Source organism: Nocardia sp. PE-7, assembly GCF_030486425.1.
Classification (GTDB): domain Bacteria; phylum Actinomycetota; class Actinomycetes; order Mycobacteriales; family Mycobacteriaceae; genus Nocardia; species Nocardia salmonicida_A.
The window spans coordinates 3,854,300-3,873,337 of sequence record NZ_CP129614.1; the positions used below are offsets into that span (position 1 = coordinate 3,854,300).

The following is a 19,038-nucleotide window of genomic DNA, read 5'->3' on the forward strand; positions in this document are numbered from 1 at the left end:
TGGTCGACTGGACCGGCAGGTCGCGGGTTTCGTACTCGTCCACCGTGACCTCGGGGGCACTCACGACAGAACCTCCTCTTGCACATCGTCGGTTTCGGGTTCGGGGATCGGCTCGGCCGGGGTGCCGGTGAGCGACAGGAAGACATCGTCGAGAGTCGGGCGTACGACGGTCGCGTCGAGGACGCAGACCCCGGCGTCGTCGAGGCGGCGAAGCGCTTCGACCATCGTGCGTGAGCCGTTGCCGACAACCACCGACACCTCGTCGCTGCCGGGTTCGTGAAGGGGTTCGCCGACGCCCACCTGGTGCAGCACCGACATCGCCGGCCACGGGCTCTGCCCGGCGGCGAGGGTGACGGTGAGCCGGTCGCCGCCGATGGAGGTCTTGAGTTCGTCGGCGGAACCACGGGCGATGACGGTGCCCTTGTCGATGACGGTGATCCGGTCGGCGAGCAGGTCGGCCTCTTCGAGGTACTGGGTGGTGAGCAGCACGGTGGTGCCGTCGTCGACGAGATCGCCGATCACCTGCCACATGTCGAGGCGACCGCGCGGGTCGAGGCCGGTGGTCGGTTCGTCGAGCACCACCACGGGCGGTCGCGCCACCAGCGCACCGGCCAGGTCGAGGCGACGGGCCATACCGCCGGAGTAGGTGCCCGCCCGCCTGCCCGCCGCGTGGTCGAGTCCGAACGCGGTGAGCAGTTCCTCCACGCGGGTGACCGCCTGCTTGCGGCCCATTCCGTACAGGCGAGCCACCATGCGCAGGTTCTCGTACCCGGTCAGGTTCGCGTCGACCGCCGCGTACTGGCCGGACAACCCGATCCTGGTGCGCGCGGTGGCCGGATCGGCCAGCACGTCGATACCGGCGACCCGCACCGAACCGGCGTCGGGTCGCAACAGCGTGGTGACGATCCGCACGGTGGTGGTCTTGCCGGCGCCGTTGGGACCCAACAGCCCCAAGACGGTGCCCGCCGGGATCTCCAGATCGATTTCCTTCAGGACGCGCACCTTGCCGTAACTCTTGGCCAGGCCACGCACTTCTACCGCGAGACTCACGGATGCATCTCCTTCTGGCCGCTGCCGCACACGGTGATCTCCGGGATCGCGTCGAGGTGGCGATGCAGCACGGGGCCGATCGCCGCCAGCGATTCCGGTGTGGTCATCGCCGCGTGCCTGCAGGGCAGGTCGTGGTTGTGGATGTTGCCGGTGACGAACGGCTGCCAGGCTTGGGCACACCGGCTCGGATCGGCGGCGTTGATCTCGTCCGCCGTGGCGGTGAAGAACACGAGATCGCCGTCGAAGGTGCGCGGCCGGAACCGGTTCGCCATGACGGTGCCGTCGGCGTACCCGGTGTAGAGGCGTTGCAGGTGGTCCACCGAGAGCGCGGCGAACGGGCCCGCCTGTGTCCGCAGCAGATTCGCCGCTTCGTGCAGGTCGAGGTCGGCGGGCAACGGTGCGCCGTCGACCAGGTCGGCGCCGAACTCGCCGAGGATATCGGCGACGCTGGGCATCGAGGTGTCGAGCCAGCGGTCACCGAGTTGGTAGCTGTCCATCATCGCGAGTAGTGCGACGTCTTCACCCGCTTCCTGCAGTTGCACCGCGATCTCCTGCGCGATCAGGCCGCCGAGCGACCAGCCGAGCAGGTGGTAGGGACCGTGCGGCTGGATCGACTTGATATGGGCGACATAGTGTCCGGCGGCTTCGGGAATCGAGGTGAAGCTGTCGTCGCCGGACACGTGCGGGGCCTGCAGGCCGTAGACCGGGCGCTGCGGGGCGAGATGAGCGAGCAGTCCCGCGTAGCACCAGGCCAGACCGATCGCCGGGTGCACGCAGAACAGCGGGGTGTCGTGTGGACTGGTGGACGGGCGGATGGGCAGCACCGGACTGGTCGCCGCCTCGATCACCGCCTCCGGGTCGGCGCCGTCGATCTTGGCCGCGATGGCCGAGGGAGTGGCGTCGCCGAACATCAGCTGGACAGGCATCTCGTAGCCCTGTTCACGCAGTGCCGCAACGACTTTGGTGGCCAGCAACGAGTTGCCGCCGAGTTCGAAGAACCCGTCGTCCACGCCGACCCGCTCCACCCCGAGCACCTCGGTGAACACCGCGCACAGTGCCCTCTCGGCGGCGGTCACGGGCGCGCGGTAACCACCGGACGCCGTGAACACCGGCTCGGGCAGCCGGGCGCGATCGAGCTTGCCGACCGGGCTCAGCGGTACCTCGTCGAGCAGCATGATCGCCTGCGGGACCATGTAGTTGGGCACGTGCCCGGCGACGTGGGCGAGCAGATCGGGCACGCTCGGCGCGGACCCGTTGCGCGCCTTCACATAGGTGACCAGCGCCGTGACCCCGGCCTGAGTGGTGTGACCGACGGTGAGCGCGAGCTCGACATCGGCGTGCCGGGCGAACGCGACGTCGATCTCGCCGAGTTCGATCCGGAAACCGCGCACCTTCACCTGATGGTCGGTACGGCCGACGTACTCCACGTCCAGCGCCGACCGCGCGCCGCTGCGCCAACGCACCAGGTCGCCCGTGCGATACATCCGTTCGCCCGGTGCGCCATAGGGATCGGCGACGAACCGCTGGGCGGTCAGACCCGGCCGGTTCAGGTAGCCACGGGCCAGCGCCGACCCGGCCAACTGCAGTTCACCGGTGACGCCGATCGGCGTCGGATGCAGTCGCCGGTCCAGCACGGTCGCCGCGACGCCGCGGATCGGCCCACCGATGGTGATCGGACCCCGCGGGCTCATCGCCTGCGGCATCAACGTGACGATGGTCGTCTCGGTGGGGCCGTACACGTTGTAGAAGTTGCGCCCCGGCGCCCAGCGGGCGAGCAGTTCCGGCGGCAGCGCTTCACCACCGGTGAGCACATGGGCAAGGGAGTGCACGCCCGCCGGGTCGACGGTGCCGAGCGCGGCGGTGGTGACGAACGCGTGGGTGATCCGCTCCCGGATGAACACCTGCCGCAGATCCTCGCCGCCGACCACCCCGGCCGGGGAGATCACCAGCGTCGCCGCACCACCGAGCGCGAACAGGATGTCGAGCATCGCGGCGTCGAAGCTCGGGGTGGCGAAGTGCAGCACCCGGCTGCCGGGACGCACGTCGAAGCGGTCGGCGGTCTCGGCGGCGAAGTTCGACAGACCACCGTGGGTGACGACGACGCCCTTCGGTGTCCCCGTGGAGCCCGAGGTGTAGATCACGTACGCCGGATTGTGCAGGCGCAGTGGACGAACACGCTCGGCGTCGGTGATCGGCGAGTCGTCGGTGCCGAGCACGGTGGCCCTGGTCTGCGGATCGTCGAGGACCAGCCAGCGGGTGTCGGTGGGCAGCCGGTCGCGGTGCTCGAGCAGCGTCAGACCCAGTGCCGCATCGGAATCGGTGAGCATATGACTGATCCGTTGTGCCGGGTAGTTCGGGTCGACGGGCACGAACGCCGCGCCCGCCTTGGCGACCGCGAGCATGGTCGCCACCGATTCCACCGAACGCGGAATACCCAGTGCCACCAGGGTTTCCGGACCGACGCCCTGGCCGATGAGGACGCGGGCGAGCCGGTTGGTCCACCGGTCGAGCGCGTCGTAGGTGACCACCGTGTCGCCGGCGCACAGCGCGACGCCGTCGCGCGAGCGAGCCACGGCCGCACCGAAGACCGCGGGCAATGTCTGCGGCTGATCGGCGCGGGCGCCGTGCACCGGCGCCAGCGCGGTCCACTCGACCGCGTCGAGCAAGGCCAGGTCGCCGACCGCGGTGTTCGGGTCGGCGGCCACGGCAGTGAGCAACCGGACCAGACGGTCGCCGAGCTTGCGCGCGGTGACCTCGTCGAACAGATCGGCCGCGTAGTTCACCGACAGGCTGATGCCGTCGCCCACCCGGTCGGCGGTCTGGGTTTCGATGAAGGTGAACTGCAGGTCGAACTTGGCGATGCCGGCGTCGGCGTCGACCGCTTCGATCCGCAGGCCGGGCAGTTCCAGCATGCGCACGGGGGTGTTGCGCACCGAGAGCATCACCTGGAACAGCGGGTGATGTGCCTGGGAGCGTGCCGGGTTCACCACTTCGACGAGCCGTTCGAACGGCAGGTCGGCATTGGCGAAGGCGTCGAGGTCTCCGTCGCGCACGGTGCGCAGCAGATCGACGAACGCGCGCTCGTCGGTCACCTCGGTGCGCAGCACCAGGGTGTTGACGAACATGCCGATCATCGCGTCGAGCGCGGGATGCCCGCGGCCGGCGCTGGCGGTGCCGACGGCGATGTCCTCGGTGCCGGTGACCCGGTGCAGCAGCACCGCCAGGGCCGCGTGCAACACCATGAACATGCTGACGTTGTTCGCGGTGGCGATGCCACGCAGCGCCCGGTGAGTCGCGGCGTCGACCGCGCAGTCGACGGTGCCGCCCCGATAGGAGGGCACCGGCGGGCGCGACCGATCGGCGGGCACGGTGAGCAGTTCGGGCAGGCCGTCGAGCACGCCGCGCCAGTGGTCGAGCTGCTTGCTGATCAGCGAATCGGGATCGTCCTCGGTACCGAGGAGGTCCTGCTGCCACAGCGTGTAGTCGGCGTACTGGATCTGCGGGATATGCTCGCCGAACGGTTCACCGATCTGGATGCCACGGTAGGCGGCGGCCACTTCGGCGGCGAGCGGTTCCAGCGACCAGCCGTCCATCGCGATGTGGTGCACGACCAGCACCAGCACGTGCTCGGTCGACCGGGCGACGGCGAACTTGGCCTTGGTCGGCGCCGCCTGCCCGGTGTGGTCGACGCTGATCAGCGCCGCCCGCATCGGCACGGAGGCCGACAGGTCGAATCCCGGGGTGACGAAACGGGTCACGGCCGTTTCGACCTCGCGGGCGGTGGCCGTCGCGTGGAACAGGGTGACGGCGGCGATCGCCGGGTCGAGCACCAACTGCTCGGGCTCGCCCGAGCTTTCCGGGAACACCGTGCGCAGCGTCTCGTGTCGACGTTGCACCGTATGCAAAGCGGCGATGAGCGCATCGAGGTCGACGGTCCCGTGCAGCCGCAGCACGACCGGGATGTTGTAGGCCCCCGACGATTGGCTCGCGCCATCGGCGCCCGAGTTGAAGCGGTTGAGGAACCACAGCCTGCGCTGCGCCGCCGACAGCGGAATCCGCTCCGGTCGGCGCTGCGGCACCAGGTCCGGTCGGTACTCGTCGCCGGACGGTCCGGACTCGATGAGCGCGGCGAGCTCGGCGACAGTCGGCGTCGCGAACACGGTGCGCACTTCCAAGCGCACATTGCTGGCCGCGGCCAAGCGGGCCACCAGCTGGGTGGCCAGCAGCGAGTTGCCGCCGATGTCGAAGAAGCTGTCGGTGGCGCTGACCTCGCTCGCCCCGACCAGATCCTCGAACACCCGCGCGACGGTCCGCTCGGCGTCGGTCTGTGGCGCCCGGCCCGCGGTGGCGGTGAATTCCGGCTCGGGCAGCGCGGTGCGGTCCAGCTTGCCGACCGGCGTGAGCGGCACCTGGTCGATCAGGTTCAGCGAGGCCGGAACCATGTGCCCGGCCAACCGGACCATCGCATGCCGCTTCACCCCGGCCACTTCGGCCGGGTCGATGCCCTCGTTCAGCTGGATCCAGGAGACGATCCGATCGTCGCCCGCGATCCGGCGCACCTCGGTGTGCGCGAAGCGGACCTCGGGATGGCTGCCGAGGACGGCGCTGATCTCGCCGAGTTCGATCCGGAAACCACGCACCTTGACCTGATGGTCACTGCGACCGAGGTAGTCGATCTCCCCACCCGCGGTCCAGCGCACCACGTCGCCGGTGCGGTACATCCGGCTGCCCGCCGGACCGAACGGATCGGCGATGAACCGTCCGGCGGTCAGGCCGAAGCGCTCGTGATAGCCCTGCGCGATACCGGCGCCGCCGAGGTAGAGCTCGCCCGGCACTCCGGTGACGACCGGCCGCAGCCGTTCGTCGAGCACGAGGGCCCGTGAACCGCGCACAGGCGTTCCGATGACCACCGGGACACCCACCCGCAGCTCCGACATCGCGGCGATGACGGTGAACTCGGTGGGGCCGTAGGCGTTGACGAACCGTCGGCCCGGCGCCCAGTTCTCCACCAGGTCCGGTGGCACCGCCTCGCCACCGGCCATCAGACCGCGCAGCATCGGCAGCGGGTGGCGGGTGGCATCGATGGAGGCCAGCACCGCGGGCGTCAGGAAGGTGTGGGTGATCTGTTCGTGTTCGAGCAGGGCTCCGAGTTCGTCACCGCCGTAGATGTCGATCGGGCCGATCACCATCTCCGCGCCCGAGTAGACGGCGAGGAGCATGTCGAGCACCGAGACGTCGAAGCTGGGCGTGGAGAAGAAGAACGTCCTGGAGAACCGGTCGAGACCCATGCGTTCGCGCAGGTCGAGTGCGAGGCTGGTGAGACCGCTGTGGGTGACGGCGACGCCCTTGGGCAGACCGGTGGAGCCGGAGGTGTAGATCTGATACGCCAGGTCGGCGGTGCGTACCGGACGGATCCGCTCGGCGTTGCTGATCCGGACCCCGTCGTAGCCCGCCAGTTCGGCGGTCAGCTCGTCGTCGTCCATCAGCAACCACTGGGTGTCGAGCGGGCCCGCGGCGTCGCGCAGTGCGTCCGCGTCGGCGCGCACGGTGATGACCGCGCCCGCACCGGAGTCGGTGAGCATGTGCCGCACCCGGTCGGCCGGGTAGCGCGGATCCACGGGAACGAACGCCGCACCGGAGGCCGCGACGCCGAAGATGGCGAGGGCGCAGTCCAGTGAACGGGTCAGACCGACGGCCACGCGGTCGCCGGTGCCGATCCCGCGCGCGATCAGTGCGCGACCGAGCCGGTGTGCCCGGCGGGCGACTTCGGCGTAGTCGAGCTCGCCCACTTCCCCACTGACACTGCCCTCGGCGAACCAGCGCAACGCGGGCCGATGCGGATACATCGTCGCCGCGCCGTCGAGAATGTCGGCCAGGATGACCGGGGTGACCGCGGCCGGTCCCTGTGCGGGGACGTGCTCGCGATGTTCGACCACGGTGAGCGGGTCCAGATCGCACACGCGTCGCCGTGGGTCGGCGGTCACCTGGGTGAGAATCCGCACGAACCGTTCGGCGAGGGTGTCGATGGTGGCGGCGTCGAACAGTTCGGCGGCGTAGACGAACTCGAACCGCAGCCCGTCCTCGTCGGCGGGCGCCACCCGCAGTTCCAGGTCGAATTTGGCCAGCGCGATGTCGAGTTCCTGCGCGTCCAGCCGCAGGCCGGGCAGTTCCAGCGTCGGTGGCCGGTTGTCCTGCATGCTCAGCGCGACCTGGAAAAGCGGGTGCCGGTTGCTCGCCCTGCTCTCCCGGCCGAGCGCGTCGACGACGCGTTCGAACGGCACATCGGCGTGGGCGAGGGCGGCCAGTTCGCTGTCGCGGTCGGCGTGCAGCAGTTCGGTGAAGCTGCGGTCGGGGTCGACATCGGAGCGCAGCACCAGGGTGTTGACGAACATGCCGACGAGATCGTCGAGCTGGATATCGGTGCGCCCGGCGACCGGCGTGCCGATGGGGATGTCGCGTCCGCCGGTGACGCTGCGCAGCAGCACCGCCAGGGCAGAGCGCACGACCATGAACAGGCTGACACCGGTATCGCCTGCCAGCTCGGCCAGTGCTTGTTGCAGCGGCGTCGAGACCTGGCAGGTCACAGTGCCCGCCGTCCCGGTCGGTTCGACCGGACGGGGGCGGTCGAACGGCAGCGGCAACTCGTCGGGCAGCTCGGACAGGGTTTCGCGCCAGAACGCGAGCTGGGTGGCGGTGATGCTGTCGGGATCGTCGTCGGTACCGAGGACGGCCCGCTGCCACAGGCTGAAGTCGGCGTACTGCACGGGCAGCGGCGCGTGCGCGAGGGCGGTGCCGCCGGTCCGCGCCACGTACGCCATGGCGAGATCCCGCGTCAGCGGGCCGAGCGACCAACCATCGGCGGCGATGTGGTGCACGACGACGCCGAGCAGGTGCTCGTCGGACGCGGTGCGCTGCAACGACACGCGCAACGGCGTCTGCCGGGTGAGGTCGAAGCCCTGGCGTGCCAGCGCGGTCAGCGCCGCCCGCGCCCGATCCGGTGCGGAGTCGACGACCTCGATCACCGGCATGGCCTGCGCGAGCGGCAGGATCACCTGCTGGGCGCCGGAGAGGTCTTCCGGGAATACCGTGCGCAGTACTTCGTGACGCTCCACCAGGTCGGTGAGGGCGCCCCGCAGCGCGTCGACGTCCAGATCTCCGCCGATTCGCAAGACGAATGCGATGTTGTAGGCACTGGATTCGGGGGACAATCGGTTCAGGAACCACAGTCGTTGCTGCGGCAACGACAGTGGTATGCGTCCCGGGCGCGGGGTGTGTACCGCCAGCGCCACCCGCTGCGTCCGGGGCGCTTCCGTGATCAGCCGGGCGATGCCCGCCACGGTCGGCGCCTCGAAGATCTGCCGGACCGGCAGGTCCACCTCGAAGTCGGCGTGCAGCGCGGCGGCGAGCCGGGTGGCCAGCAGCGAGTTGCCGCCGATGTCGAAGAAGCTGTCCTCGGCGCCGGGAATCGGGCGACCGAGAATCTCGGTGAACACCGCGGCCACCCGCATCTCGAGGTGCGTGCGTGGTGCGCGCGACCCACCGTTGACCACGAATTCCGGTGTGGGCAGCGCCTTTCGGTCCAGTTTGCCCGCCGGGGTGACCGGCATCGCGTCGAGCACCGCCAGCGCGGCGGGCACCATGTAGCCGGGCAGCCTGCTGCGGGCGGTGTCGAGCAGGGCGGCCGGTTCGACCGGGCCATCGGCGGTGACGTAGGACGCGAGCCGCTGCTGCCCCTGCTCGTCGACGTGGACAATCGTCAGCGCGGACCGCACGCCCGGGTGTTCGCGCAGCACATGGTCGATTTCGCGCAGTTCGACGCGGAAGCCGCGGATCTTGATCTGATCGTCGGCGCGGCCGAGGAAACGCAGGCGGCCGGTCACCTCGGCGACCACGAGATCGCCTGTGCGATACATCCTTTCACCGACTCGTCCGTGCGGATTGGCGACGAATCGCTGCGCGGTGAGTGCCAGCTTGCCGAGGTACCCGCGGGCCAGACCGGGCCCGGAGACATACAGCTCGCCCGGCGTCCCCGGCGGCACCGGGTTCATCCTGCCGTCGAGGACGAACAACCGCATGCCGCGCACGGGCGCGCCCAGCGGCACCGGCTCTCCCGGCACCATGGCCGCGCTCGCGGTGACCGCCACGGTGGCCTCGGACGGGCCGTACATGTTGTGCATGCGGTATTTCGTGGCCCAGGCGTCGACGAGCTCGTCCGAGCACGCCTCACCGCCGACGATGACCGTACCGAGAGCCGGGAACTCACCCGCGGGCACCGTGGCCAGCGCGGCGGGGGTGATGAACGCGTGGGTGATGCGTTCCGAGCGCAGGAAACCGGCCAGTTCCGCACCGCCGTAGAGATCGGCCGGGGCGACGACGATCGTCGCGCCCGCGGCGAACCCGAGCAGCAGTTCGAGCACCGAGGCATCGAAGCTGGGCGAGGAGAAGTGCATGGTGCGCGCGTGCTCGGTCACCTTGAACAGCTGAGTCTGTTCGCTGGCCAGCGAGGCGATGCCCGCGTGGGTGACCACGACGGCCTTGGGGATGCCGGTCGAGCCCGAGGTGTAGATGAGGTAGGCGGGCTGACCCGCCCGCATCGGATTCCTGCGGTCGGCGTCCGACAGCGGGGTCGCGGAGCGGACCGCGCAGTCGGCCTCGAAATCGGCCGTCCCGAACACCATCCACTCCGGCGCCCGCCGGTGCTTGCCGGTGGCAGTGGGCAGCGCGGCGAGGTGTTCGGGCAGGGTGAGCCCGAGCGTGGCGCCGGAATCGCCGATCATGTGCGCGATGCGTTCGCTCGGGTAGGCGGGATCGACGGGCACGTACGCGGCGCCGGTTTTGGCGACCGCCCAGATGGCGATGATCGACTCGAGGCTGCGCGGCAGCGCGACGGCCACCACCGATTCGGGGGCGGCGCCGTGCGCGATCAGGCTGCGCGCCAACCGGTTCGAGCGTTCGTCGAGTTCCCGATAGGTGGTGTCGAAGCCGAGGTAGCGCACCGCCACCGAGTCGGGCAGGTGCTGCGCGGTGTCACTGAGCAGGCGGGCCAGCGTGCACGCAGGCTCGGCGGGCGCGCCGGCCACCGGAACCAGGCGGGCGATCTCGCGGCGATCGAGCACGTCGAGGTCGCCGACGGCCGTGTCCGGGGCCGCGACGGCAGCGGCCAGCAGCGTGGTGAACCGACGGGCGATGGCCTCCACCGAGGCGCGATCGAAGACGTCGGTGGCGAAACCGAATTCGGCGTACAGCGGTCCGTCGTCGTGGTTGTCGCGCACCTCGAGCTGCAGGTCGAACTTGGCCACACCGATCTCGATCGGCACCAGTTCCGCTGTGACACCGGGCAACTCGACGCGCAGCTCGGGAGTGCGGTCGTAGGACAGCATCACCTGGAACAGCGGATGCCTGCTGGTCGAGCGATCGGGGTTGACCAGTTCCACGAGCCGTTCGAAGGGCACGTCGGGGTTGGCGAAGGCATCGAGATCGGTCTCGCGGACCAGGTCGAGCATGCGGTCGAACCCGGCATCGAGGTTCACGTCGGTGCGCAACACCAGGGTGTTGACGAACATGCCGACCAGCTCGTCCAGCGCCGGATCGGACCGGCCCGCGATGGGCGTGCCGATGGTGACGTCGGTACTCGCGCACAGCCGGGCCAGCAGGGTGGCCAGCGCCGCGTGCAGCACCATGAACATGCTCACCCCGCGACCGGTCGCGAGTTCGGCTGCCGCACGCCGGGTTTCGGCGTCGATGACGAATTCGACGGTGTCCCCACCGGTGCCACGGTGCATCGGTCGTGGCCGATCGAGCGGCAGGTCGAGCTGATCGGGCAGCCCGGCCAGCGTCGCGCGCCAGTGCCCGAGCTGACGCGCGATAGGCGCTTCGGGGTCGGTTTCCTCACCGAGCAGTTCGCGCTGCCACAGCGCGAAATCGGCGTACTGCACCGGCAGCGCCGCCCACTGGGGTGCGCCGCCGCCCGCGCGCGCCGACACCGCGACCATCAGATCCCGGGCCAACGGGGCGACCGACCAGCCGTCACCGCTGATGTGGTGCAGCACCACGAGCAGCAGGTGATCCTCGGCGCCGACCCGGTACAGCGCGACCCGCAGCGGTGTCTCGGTCCGCAGATCGAAACCGCGCCCCGCCACCTGCGCTGCCAGCGCGGGGATCTCGGCGGCGGACACGTCCACCGGAGCGAGTTCGGGTTCCACCCCTGCCGCCGGGTGGATGAGCTGGTACGGGCCGTCGGGACCCTCGGGGAAACTGGTCCGCAGGCTCTCGTGGCGGTCGAGCACGTCACGCAGACCCGCACGCAACGCGTCGAGGCCCAGGTGTCCGGTGAGCCGCAGGGCCAAGGGCATGTTGTAGGCGGCGGCGTGTTCGGCGAAGCGGTTGAGGATCCACAGCCGCTGCTGGGCCAGCGACAGCGGCACCTGTTCGGGCCTGCGCACGGGAACCAGTTTCGGCGTGGAGGTTTCGGGCCGATGGGTGCTGATGTAGGCGGCCAGCGCGGCGATGTTGGGCGACTCGAACATTTCCCGGATGGTGAGGTTCGCGTCCAGGGTGGTGTTGATCCTGGCGACCGCGCGGGCGGCGACCAGGGAGTTGCCGCCGAGGTCGAAGAAGCTGTCCTCGACACCGATCGTGGTGCCGTCCAAGGCGAGAACCTCGGTGAAGATCTCCGCGAGCGCGCATTCCAGTTCGGTCCGCGGCGCCGCGGCGCCGGTGGTGACCCGCACACCCACCTCCGGCGCGGGCAGCGCTTTGCGGTCGACCTTGCCGTTGGCGCTCAACGGCAGTTCGTCGAGCACGACCAGCGCCGAGGGCACCATGTAGGACGGCAGGCCGCGGCGCAGCGTCGAGAGCAAGGCGGTGGGCTCCGGCGCGGTGGCGCCCCGCGTGGCGACCACGTAGGCGACGAGTTCGTCGTCACCGGTACGCCCGGCGCGCGCGACGCAGACAGCGCGGGCGATCCCGTCCTGGGCGAGCAACGCGGATTCGATCTCACCGAGCTCGATCCGCAGTCCGCGGATCTTCACCTGGAAGTCGGTGCGGCCCAGGTATTCCAGAACACCGCCGGCGATCTGCCAGCGCGCCAGGTCACCGGTGCGATACATCCGCTGCCCCGGTGTGAACGGATTGGCGACGAATCGGTCGGCGGTCAGGTCGGGGCGCCCCAGGTAACCGCGAGCCAGCTGCACGCCGGCCAGGTACAACTCGCCCGCGACACCGGGCGGCACCGGTCGCAGATGTGCGTCGAGCACGTAGGTCTGGGTGTTCCACACCGGCGAACCGATCGGCACCGTGGTGGCGTCGGCCGGGCACGGCCAGTAGGTGACGTCGACCGCGGCCTCGGTGGGGCCGTAGAGATTGTGCAGCTCCGGTCCCCCGTCGGGACCGTGCAGCGCGGCATGGAAATCGCGCACGGTGGCGCCCGGTAGCGCCTCGCCACTGCAGAACACCCGGCGCAGCCCCGCCCCGCCGCGCACGCGCGGGTCGGTGACGAACAGCGACAGCATCGACGGCACGAAATGTGCTGTGGTGATGGCTCTTTCGGTGATGATCCGCGCCAGGTAGGCCGGGTCGCGATGCCCTTCGGGAGCGGCGACCACCAGGCGCGCACCCACCTGCAGCGGCCAGAAGAACTCCCACACCGACACATCGAAGGTGGCCGGGGTCTTCTGCAGGACCGCGTCGGTGTGATCGATGGGGTATTCGGCCTGCATCCAGCGCAACCGGTTCACGATCGCGGCATGCGTGACGCCGACGCCCTTGGGCTTACCGGTGGAGCCGGAGGTGAAGATGACGTAGGCGAGGTGCTCGGGCCGCAAGGGCGCGCGCCGGTCGGCGTCGGTGATCGGCGCGACATCGTTGCCGCTCACGTCGAGCGCGTCCAGATCGACCCGGACCGTGCCCGCGGGCAGCCGGACCCCGTCACGATCGGCGGTGAGCACGCACACCGGATCCGCCTGTGCCACTACCGCTTCGATGCGATCGACCGGATGCTCGGGATCCAGCGGCAGGTAGGCCGCGCCGGTCGCGAGCACCGCGTAGATCCCGACGACCAGATCGATACTGCGATGCAGGCACACACCGACGGTGGTCTCCGGGCCCGCACCGCGGGCGATGAGTTCACGCGCCAGCTGGTTCACCCGGTCGCCGAGTTCGGTGTATCCGATGGTGCGGTCACCGAATTCGAGACCGACGGCGTGCGGGCTGCGGCGCACCTGCTCCTCGAACAGCGAGACCAGGGTCGCGGCCTGCATCGGCATCTCGGTGACGTTCCACTCCCGCAGCACCCGGTCGTTCTCGGCGGCGGTGATCGCGGTGAGCGTGTAGGTGGGGGTGGTCGGGTCGGCGGCGAGGAAGCGCGCGAGGAAGTCGAGGTAGCGGGCGTGGTGGGCCGCGTTCTCGGACTCGCCGTAGAGCTTCGGGTTGGCCTCGAAGTCGAGTTGGATGCGGCCGCCGTCACCGTTGTAGATGTTGATCGAGAGGTCTTCGACGGGTCCGGTGGCGAGAACGTTGACCTGGCCGGCGATATCGTCGAACTTCAGTTCGTCGTGGAACAGCATGATGTTGACCATCGGACCGAAGAAGCCACGCGCGTCGCGGGAGTAGCCGCAGTCGCGACGGATGTCGTCGGAGCGGTAGCGCTGGTGCCGCAACGCGCCGGTGATCTGCAGTTCGGTCTGGCGCACGACGTCGGCGACGGTGGTGTGCTCGTCGAACCGGACCCGCAGCGGCACCACGTTCGATACCACGCCCGCCGAACGGCGCAACGCGACGGTGGTACGGGCCGAAACCGGCAGGCTCAGTACGACATCGGGATCGCCGGTGACCGAGCGGACGTAGGCGGCCAGCGCGGCGACGATGAGGGCCGAGTTGGCCGAACCGTGGGTGGCGATCGCGTCGGTGAGCAGGGTGTCGAGGTCGGTGTCGAGCACCGCGGTGGCGCGGTGGCGACCGGCGTCGTGGGGATCGCCCGCGGCGGTGACCGACGACAGTGTCATCGGCTCGCCCACGCCGGCGAGCTGTTCCATCCAGTACTCGCGGTCGGCGCGGAACCGGGTGGACTCACGGTAGCGGGATTCGTCGGCGTAGAGGTCGACGAGCGCGGCGGCTCGGGAGACCGAGGGTTCGCGCTGCTCGCCGACGGCAGTGTAGATCTCGGCGGTGCGCGAGAGCGCGTTCATCGCGCCGTAGCCGTCGATGACGATGTGGTGTCCGCGCTCGTACCAGAACCATTCCCGGTCACCGACCCGCAACACCACATTGATGGTGAGGGGCTCGTGCTCCATGTCGATGGGGGTGCTGGCGTGGGAGTTCATCCATCCCAGAGCCGCGGCCCGCGGGTCGGATTCGCCGCGCAGGTCGATCCGCGCCCAGCCGGGCCGCCACGTCGGGTCCACTCGTTGGTGGGGTACGCCGTCGATCTCGAGTAGGCGGACATGTCCCACCTGGGATTCCGCGCCGTAGCGCTCCACCGCGTAGAGCAGCCTCCCGACATCGAGATCACCGTGCAGTTCGACGTAATGGGCGATGGTGAGCGGGATGTCGGGCCGGATCCGTTGCGCGTACCACAGTGCTGTCTGACCGGGTGAGAGGGCGAACGGTTGGCCCGGGTCCTCGTCGGTGACGCTCGAGCTGACGTGGTCGGTGGCCAAAGAACTCATCAAGCACTCCGTTTCTGCCTTGTGTCACAACTCCCCGAGCAGCGCCCGGGCACACGAGGACCCAGGGCGTGGCTTTACCACGCCCATGATTCGGAGTACTCCGGCAGCCGGATGGCTACCGAGTTGGATTTATTTCGATCTCTTTGGATTACGCCCCTGCAGCAGCGACTTCGTGCCGCTTCCCCCGGGTTGAAACAAACCGCTTATTCAGAATTGTCCGAAATCCGCACAGTCTTCGCCGGATTCGCTCGGCGGCGTCGAAGAAACACCAGCCCGACGCCGATCGCGGTCAGGATAACGGACGCCAATTCGGGCCACGCGCCGATTCGGGTAGCGATCGTCGTCGCGTCGCGCAAAGGTAGCTGAGCCACCAGCGCGGCGGGGACGACCTGATCGGTCTGCTGCCTGAGCACGCCGTCAGCAGTGATGATCCCGCTGACTCCGGTGGTTGCTGCGACCACGAGCGCACGCCCGTGTTCGACCGCGCGCACCCGCGACATGGCCAATTGCTGATAGGTCATCTCGCTCTCACCGAACGTGGCGTTGTTGGTGGGCACTGTCAGCAGTTGGGCGCCCGCGGCGAGAGATTCCCGAAACGCTCGATCGAAAGCGACCTCGTAACAGGTCGCCACCCCGATCGGAACACCGGCGGCCGTCACCGTTCCGTCGCCGTTACCCGGCACGAAATAGCCCGCGCGATCGGCATAGGAAGAGAACAAACGGAAGAAACCTCGCATCGGCAGGTATTCGCCGAACGGTTGGATGATCTTCTTGTCGTGCCGCTCCCCCGGGCCGGCCGTGCCGTTCCACACGATCACCGAGTTGGTGGTCGTGCGGTCACCATTCACCAGGACTGCGCCGACCAGGATCGGGGCGCCGATCTTCACCGAGGCTTCGGTGATCTCCGCGGCGGCGTCGGCATTACGCAGCGGATCGATATCGGAGGAGTTCTCCGGCCAGATCACGATGTCGGGCTGTGCGGCCTGTCCGCGGGTGACGGCGTCGGCCAACTCCTCGGTGCGCCGGACGTGGTTGTCCAACACCGCGCGGCGCTGGGCGTTGAAGTCGAGCCCGAGCCGCGGCACACTGCCCTGGATGGCGGCGACCGTGATAGTCCGGGTGCCTGCATCCGGGGCGGGCAGCGTCGGCCGCAGGATCACTCCGGCCAGGGGCATGATAGCCACGGTCACCACGGCGGTGGCAAATCCCATGCGCGCGGCGCGGGTATTCGCGCGCGGCGCGGGGGTGCGTGCCCAGGCGAGCAGGCGTAGGGCGAGGGCGGCCAGACCGGTGCCGGTCAGCGCGACCGCGAAGCCGACCAGCGGCGCACCGCCGTAGGCGGCCAGCGGCAGATACCAACCGTCGGCTTGCCCGAACGCGACACGCCCCCACGGGAATCCACCGAACGGGAAACTCGACCTGAGCCATTCGCTCGCGGTCCACGCCAGCGCGAGCCATACCGGCCAGCCCGGCAGCGCGCTCAACCACCGGGCGAGCACGCCCCACAGTCCGACGTACACCGCGCACACCGTCGAGAGCGCCAGCCACGGCACCGGCCCGACATAGATCCCGGTCCATGGCAGCAACGGCACGAAGAACGCCAGCCCGCCGAGCATCCCGTAGCCGAACCCACCCCGCAGCGTGCCCGGCCCGCGCACCGCGACGGTGAGCAGGGCGATGGCGACCGGCGCGAGGAACCAGAACGGGCGGGGCGGGAAGCTGCCGAACAGCAACAACCCACCCGCCGTCGCCATCAGCATCCGCAGCATCATCGTGGAGTTCTGTCCCTTGTCCGGGTCGGCGGCGCCGGACGTCGTAGCGTCGGGATGGGCCGTGGCGGGGTCGATCATGGTGTGCTGCTCCGTGATTCATTGTCGGCGCGGTGCCGACGGCGGGTCAGGCGGTGTAGATCGTGGTGCCGTTGTGCACGGTGCGCAGGCAGGTCGGCAACGGGGCGCCCGGGTCGAGGCGTGGGAGCCCGGGCACCCGGGAGCGGGGGTCGGTGGACCAGCGCTGCACGGTATCGGCGGCCGCGGCGACGACGAGGTCGCCCGCGTCCCAGACGGCGTAGGAGGCGGGAGCACCGGGCACCAGCGTGCCCGCCATGCCGTCGCGCACGCCGCCCGCTCGCCAGGCGCCGCGGGTGGCGGCGGCGAAGGCGGCGCGCGGGGACAGTCCGTGGCCGGCGGTGCGGTGGTGCACGGCCGCGCGCACCTGTTCCCACGGTTTCATGGCGGTCACGGGTGCGTCGGAACCGATGGCGAGGGAGATGCCCGCCGCCGCCATCGCCGAGAAGGGGTTGAGGCCCGCGGCGCGCTCGGCGCCCAGGCGCGTCGCGTACATCCCGTCGGGCCCGCCCCAGGCGGCGTCGAAGCCGGGCTGCACGGAGGCGATCACGCCGAGCGCGGCGAGCTGTTCGATCGCGGCGGCGTCGGTCATCTCCGCGTGCTCCACCCGGTGCCCGCGTGCGGCGATCGCCGGACCTCCGAGTTCGGCCGCGACACGGGCGAATCCGGCGACGACGGTATCCATGGCGGCGTCGCCGATGGCGTGGAAGCCCGCCTGGATGCCCGCCTCGGTGCACGCGCGGAGATGCGCGGTGACGGTGTCTTCGTCGAGGAAGCTCGTGCCGCAGCCCGCCGCGTCGGCGTAGGGCGCACGCAGCAGGGCGGTGTGCGAGCCGAGTGAACCGTCGACGAACAGGTCGCCGCCGAGCGCGTGCACCCCGAGTTCGGCGATCAGGGCGCGCGCCTCGTCCGCGGTCCGCACGGCCTGACCCCAGTAGGCGCGCACAGCCACGCCGTGTTCGAACGCGAGCAGTTCGCGGATGTCGTCGCGGCCGGAGATATCGGGCCCCGCGCATTCGTGCACAGCGACGATGCCCTGCGCGGCCGCCGCGTCCAGCGCGGCCTCGCGCGCCGAATCTCGCTGGGCGCGGGTGAGTTCAGCGAAGGCGACCGTGCGCACCCGGTGGTGGGCGTCGGCACGCAGCAGTTCGCCGCGCTGATATCCGTCGCCGAGGTCGCCCGCCGCGTCGAGCAGCGCCGAGGATGCCACGGCCGAATGCGCGTCGACGCGCGCCAGGTAGACGAACCTGCCCGCACCGGCGGCCTCGTCGAGTTCGGCCACCGTGGGCGGGCGCTGTTCGGGCCAGGCGGTGTCGTCCCAGCCCTCGCCGATGATCACCCCGTCCGGCTGGTTCGCGGCGTGCGCACGGATCGTCTCGAGCAGTGCGGCCAGGGATCCGGCCCCGCTCACGTCGAGCCCGGTCAGCTGCAGTCCCAGCGCGGTGACGTGCACATGCGGGTCGACGAACGCGGGCGCGACGAAGGCACCGTCGAGGTCGACGATCTCCGCATCGGGATGCATCGCGCGCCCCGGCGCTTCAGCGCCCAGCCACACCACGGTGCCGTCGGTGACCGCCATCGCGGTCGCGTCCGGGGAACTGGAACTGTAGAAACGACCACCGATCAGCAACTGGGTACTCACGATGCCCCAGTCTGCCGTATCGACGGATCGTCACCTCGGCAGGGACAGCCTCAGCCGGGCGGCGAGGGCGTCAGGTCGGCAACGACAGCGCGGCGCGCACTTCGGCGTCGCCGAACCCGGCGGGACAGTGCCCGCCCGCCTCCACGGCGATCAGTTCCAACCGCCATGCGGCGGTGGTGAAGTCCGACATCGACTGTCCGGCAGCGGCGCTCGCTCTACGCACCGCGTCGGCCAGTTCCTCGCTCACCGTGACGGTGATCTGCTCGGTGGCCATGTCGGTACTGTAGACCCTTCGCCGCCGAGCTAGGGCATGTCGCTCGGAGCCTTTTCGAATTCAGGCGGGGCCGAGCGCGCGCGGGCCAGCGGTGTGACCGTCGTCGTACCACTGCCCGACCACGGTGCCGTCCACCACATCGCCGTCGGCGTCGACCACCATCCCGCGATACGGCGAGGGCGCGAACGAGGGTAACGGGCCGAAGCGCCGGGTCCCGAGCTTCTCCAGCGCCGGTCGCAGCAGTGCCCTGGTCGGCGGGAACAGCGCGAGCAGACCGACGAGTCCGGTGACCAGGCCCGGCACGAACAGCAGCACCGATCCGGTGGCGACGATCACGCCGTCGGCGACCGCGCTCTCGGCGGTCACCTCGCCGCGTGAGGCCCGCCGGAATCGGTCGAACACCCGCCTGCCCTGCCGTGCGAGCAGCACCAACCCCACGCCCGACACCGCGACCAGCGCGACCAGCGCCCAGCCGATGCCGATCAGCTGGGCGAGACCGACGAGGGCGGCGATCTCGACGACGAGGTAGAGGACGAACAGCAGAGCGGTCATGGCGATCCT

Annotated in this window: 6 protein-coding genes; all 6 read right to left on the reverse strand. The window is 70.0% G+C overall.

All coding sequences use genetic code 11. The features are described 5' to 3' along the window. Window positions 1–60 precede the first annotated feature (60 nt). The 6 genes from QX204_RS18280 to QX204_RS18305 all read right to left on the reverse strand — a co-directional run bounded on the left by QX204_RS18280 (window position 61) and on the right by QX204_RS18305 (window position 19,029). Window positions 61–1,050 (reverse strand): efflux ABC transporter ATPase subunit, DrrA-related, encoded by a 990-nt coding sequence (locus QX204_RS18280; protein WP_301900942.1) that lies wholly within the window; start codon window positions 1,048–1,050, stop codon window positions 61–63. Beyond that, the gene (locus QX204_RS18285; RefSeq protein ID WP_301900943.1) at window positions 1,047–14,714 is read right to left on the reverse strand and encodes a non-ribosomal peptide synthetase; all 13,668 of its coding nucleotides are present in this window, start codon (window positions 14,712–14,714) and stop codon (window positions 1,047–1,049) included. Before QX204_RS18285 ends, QX204_RS18280 begins: the two co-directional genes overlap by 4 nt. Window positions 14,715–14,917: 203 nt before the next feature. Further along, window positions 14,918–16,486 (reverse strand): apolipoprotein N-acyltransferase, encoded by a 1,569-nt coding sequence (gene lnt, locus QX204_RS18290; protein ID WP_301908031.1) that lies wholly within the window; start codon window positions 16,484–16,486, stop codon window positions 14,918–14,920. A gap of 124 nt (window positions 16,487–16,610) precedes the next feature. Then, entirely contained in the window at window positions 16,611–18,203 is a 1,593-nt protein-coding gene (locus QX204_RS18295; protein ID WP_301900944.1) for an amidohydrolase, read from the reverse strand. Between the two features lie 70 nt (window positions 18,204–18,273). Continuing rightward, on the reverse strand, window positions 18,274–18,477 hold the full coding sequence (locus QX204_RS18300) for a hypothetical protein (protein WP_056809780.1): 204 nt from the start codon (window positions 18,475–18,477) through the stop codon (window positions 18,274–18,276). A gap of 60 nt (window positions 18,478–18,537) precedes the next feature. Further along, window positions 18,538–19,029 (reverse strand): FxsA family protein, encoded by a 492-nt coding sequence (locus QX204_RS18305; RefSeq protein WP_194824879.1) that lies wholly within the window; start codon window positions 19,027–19,029, stop codon window positions 18,538–18,540. Between the last annotated feature and the right edge of the window lie 9 nt (window positions 19,030–19,038).

Coding starts and splice junctions, on each gene's coding strand:
- lnt (WP_301908031.1), bottom strand. CDS start 16,486: ATGATGCTGCGGATGCTGATGGCGACGGCGGGTGGGTTGTTGCTGTTC.
- QX204_RS18300 (WP_056809780.1), bottom strand. CDS start 18,477: ATGGCCACCGAGCAGATCACCGTCACGGTGAGCGAGGAACTGGCCGAC.
- QX204_RS18305 (WP_194824879.1), bottom strand. CDS start 19,029: ATGACCGCTCTGCTGTTCGTCCTCTACCTCGTCGTCGAGATCGCCGCC.
- QX204_RS18285 (WP_301900943.1), bottom strand. CDS start 14,714: ATGAGTTCTTTGGCCACCGACCACGTCAGCTCGAGCGTCACCGACGAG.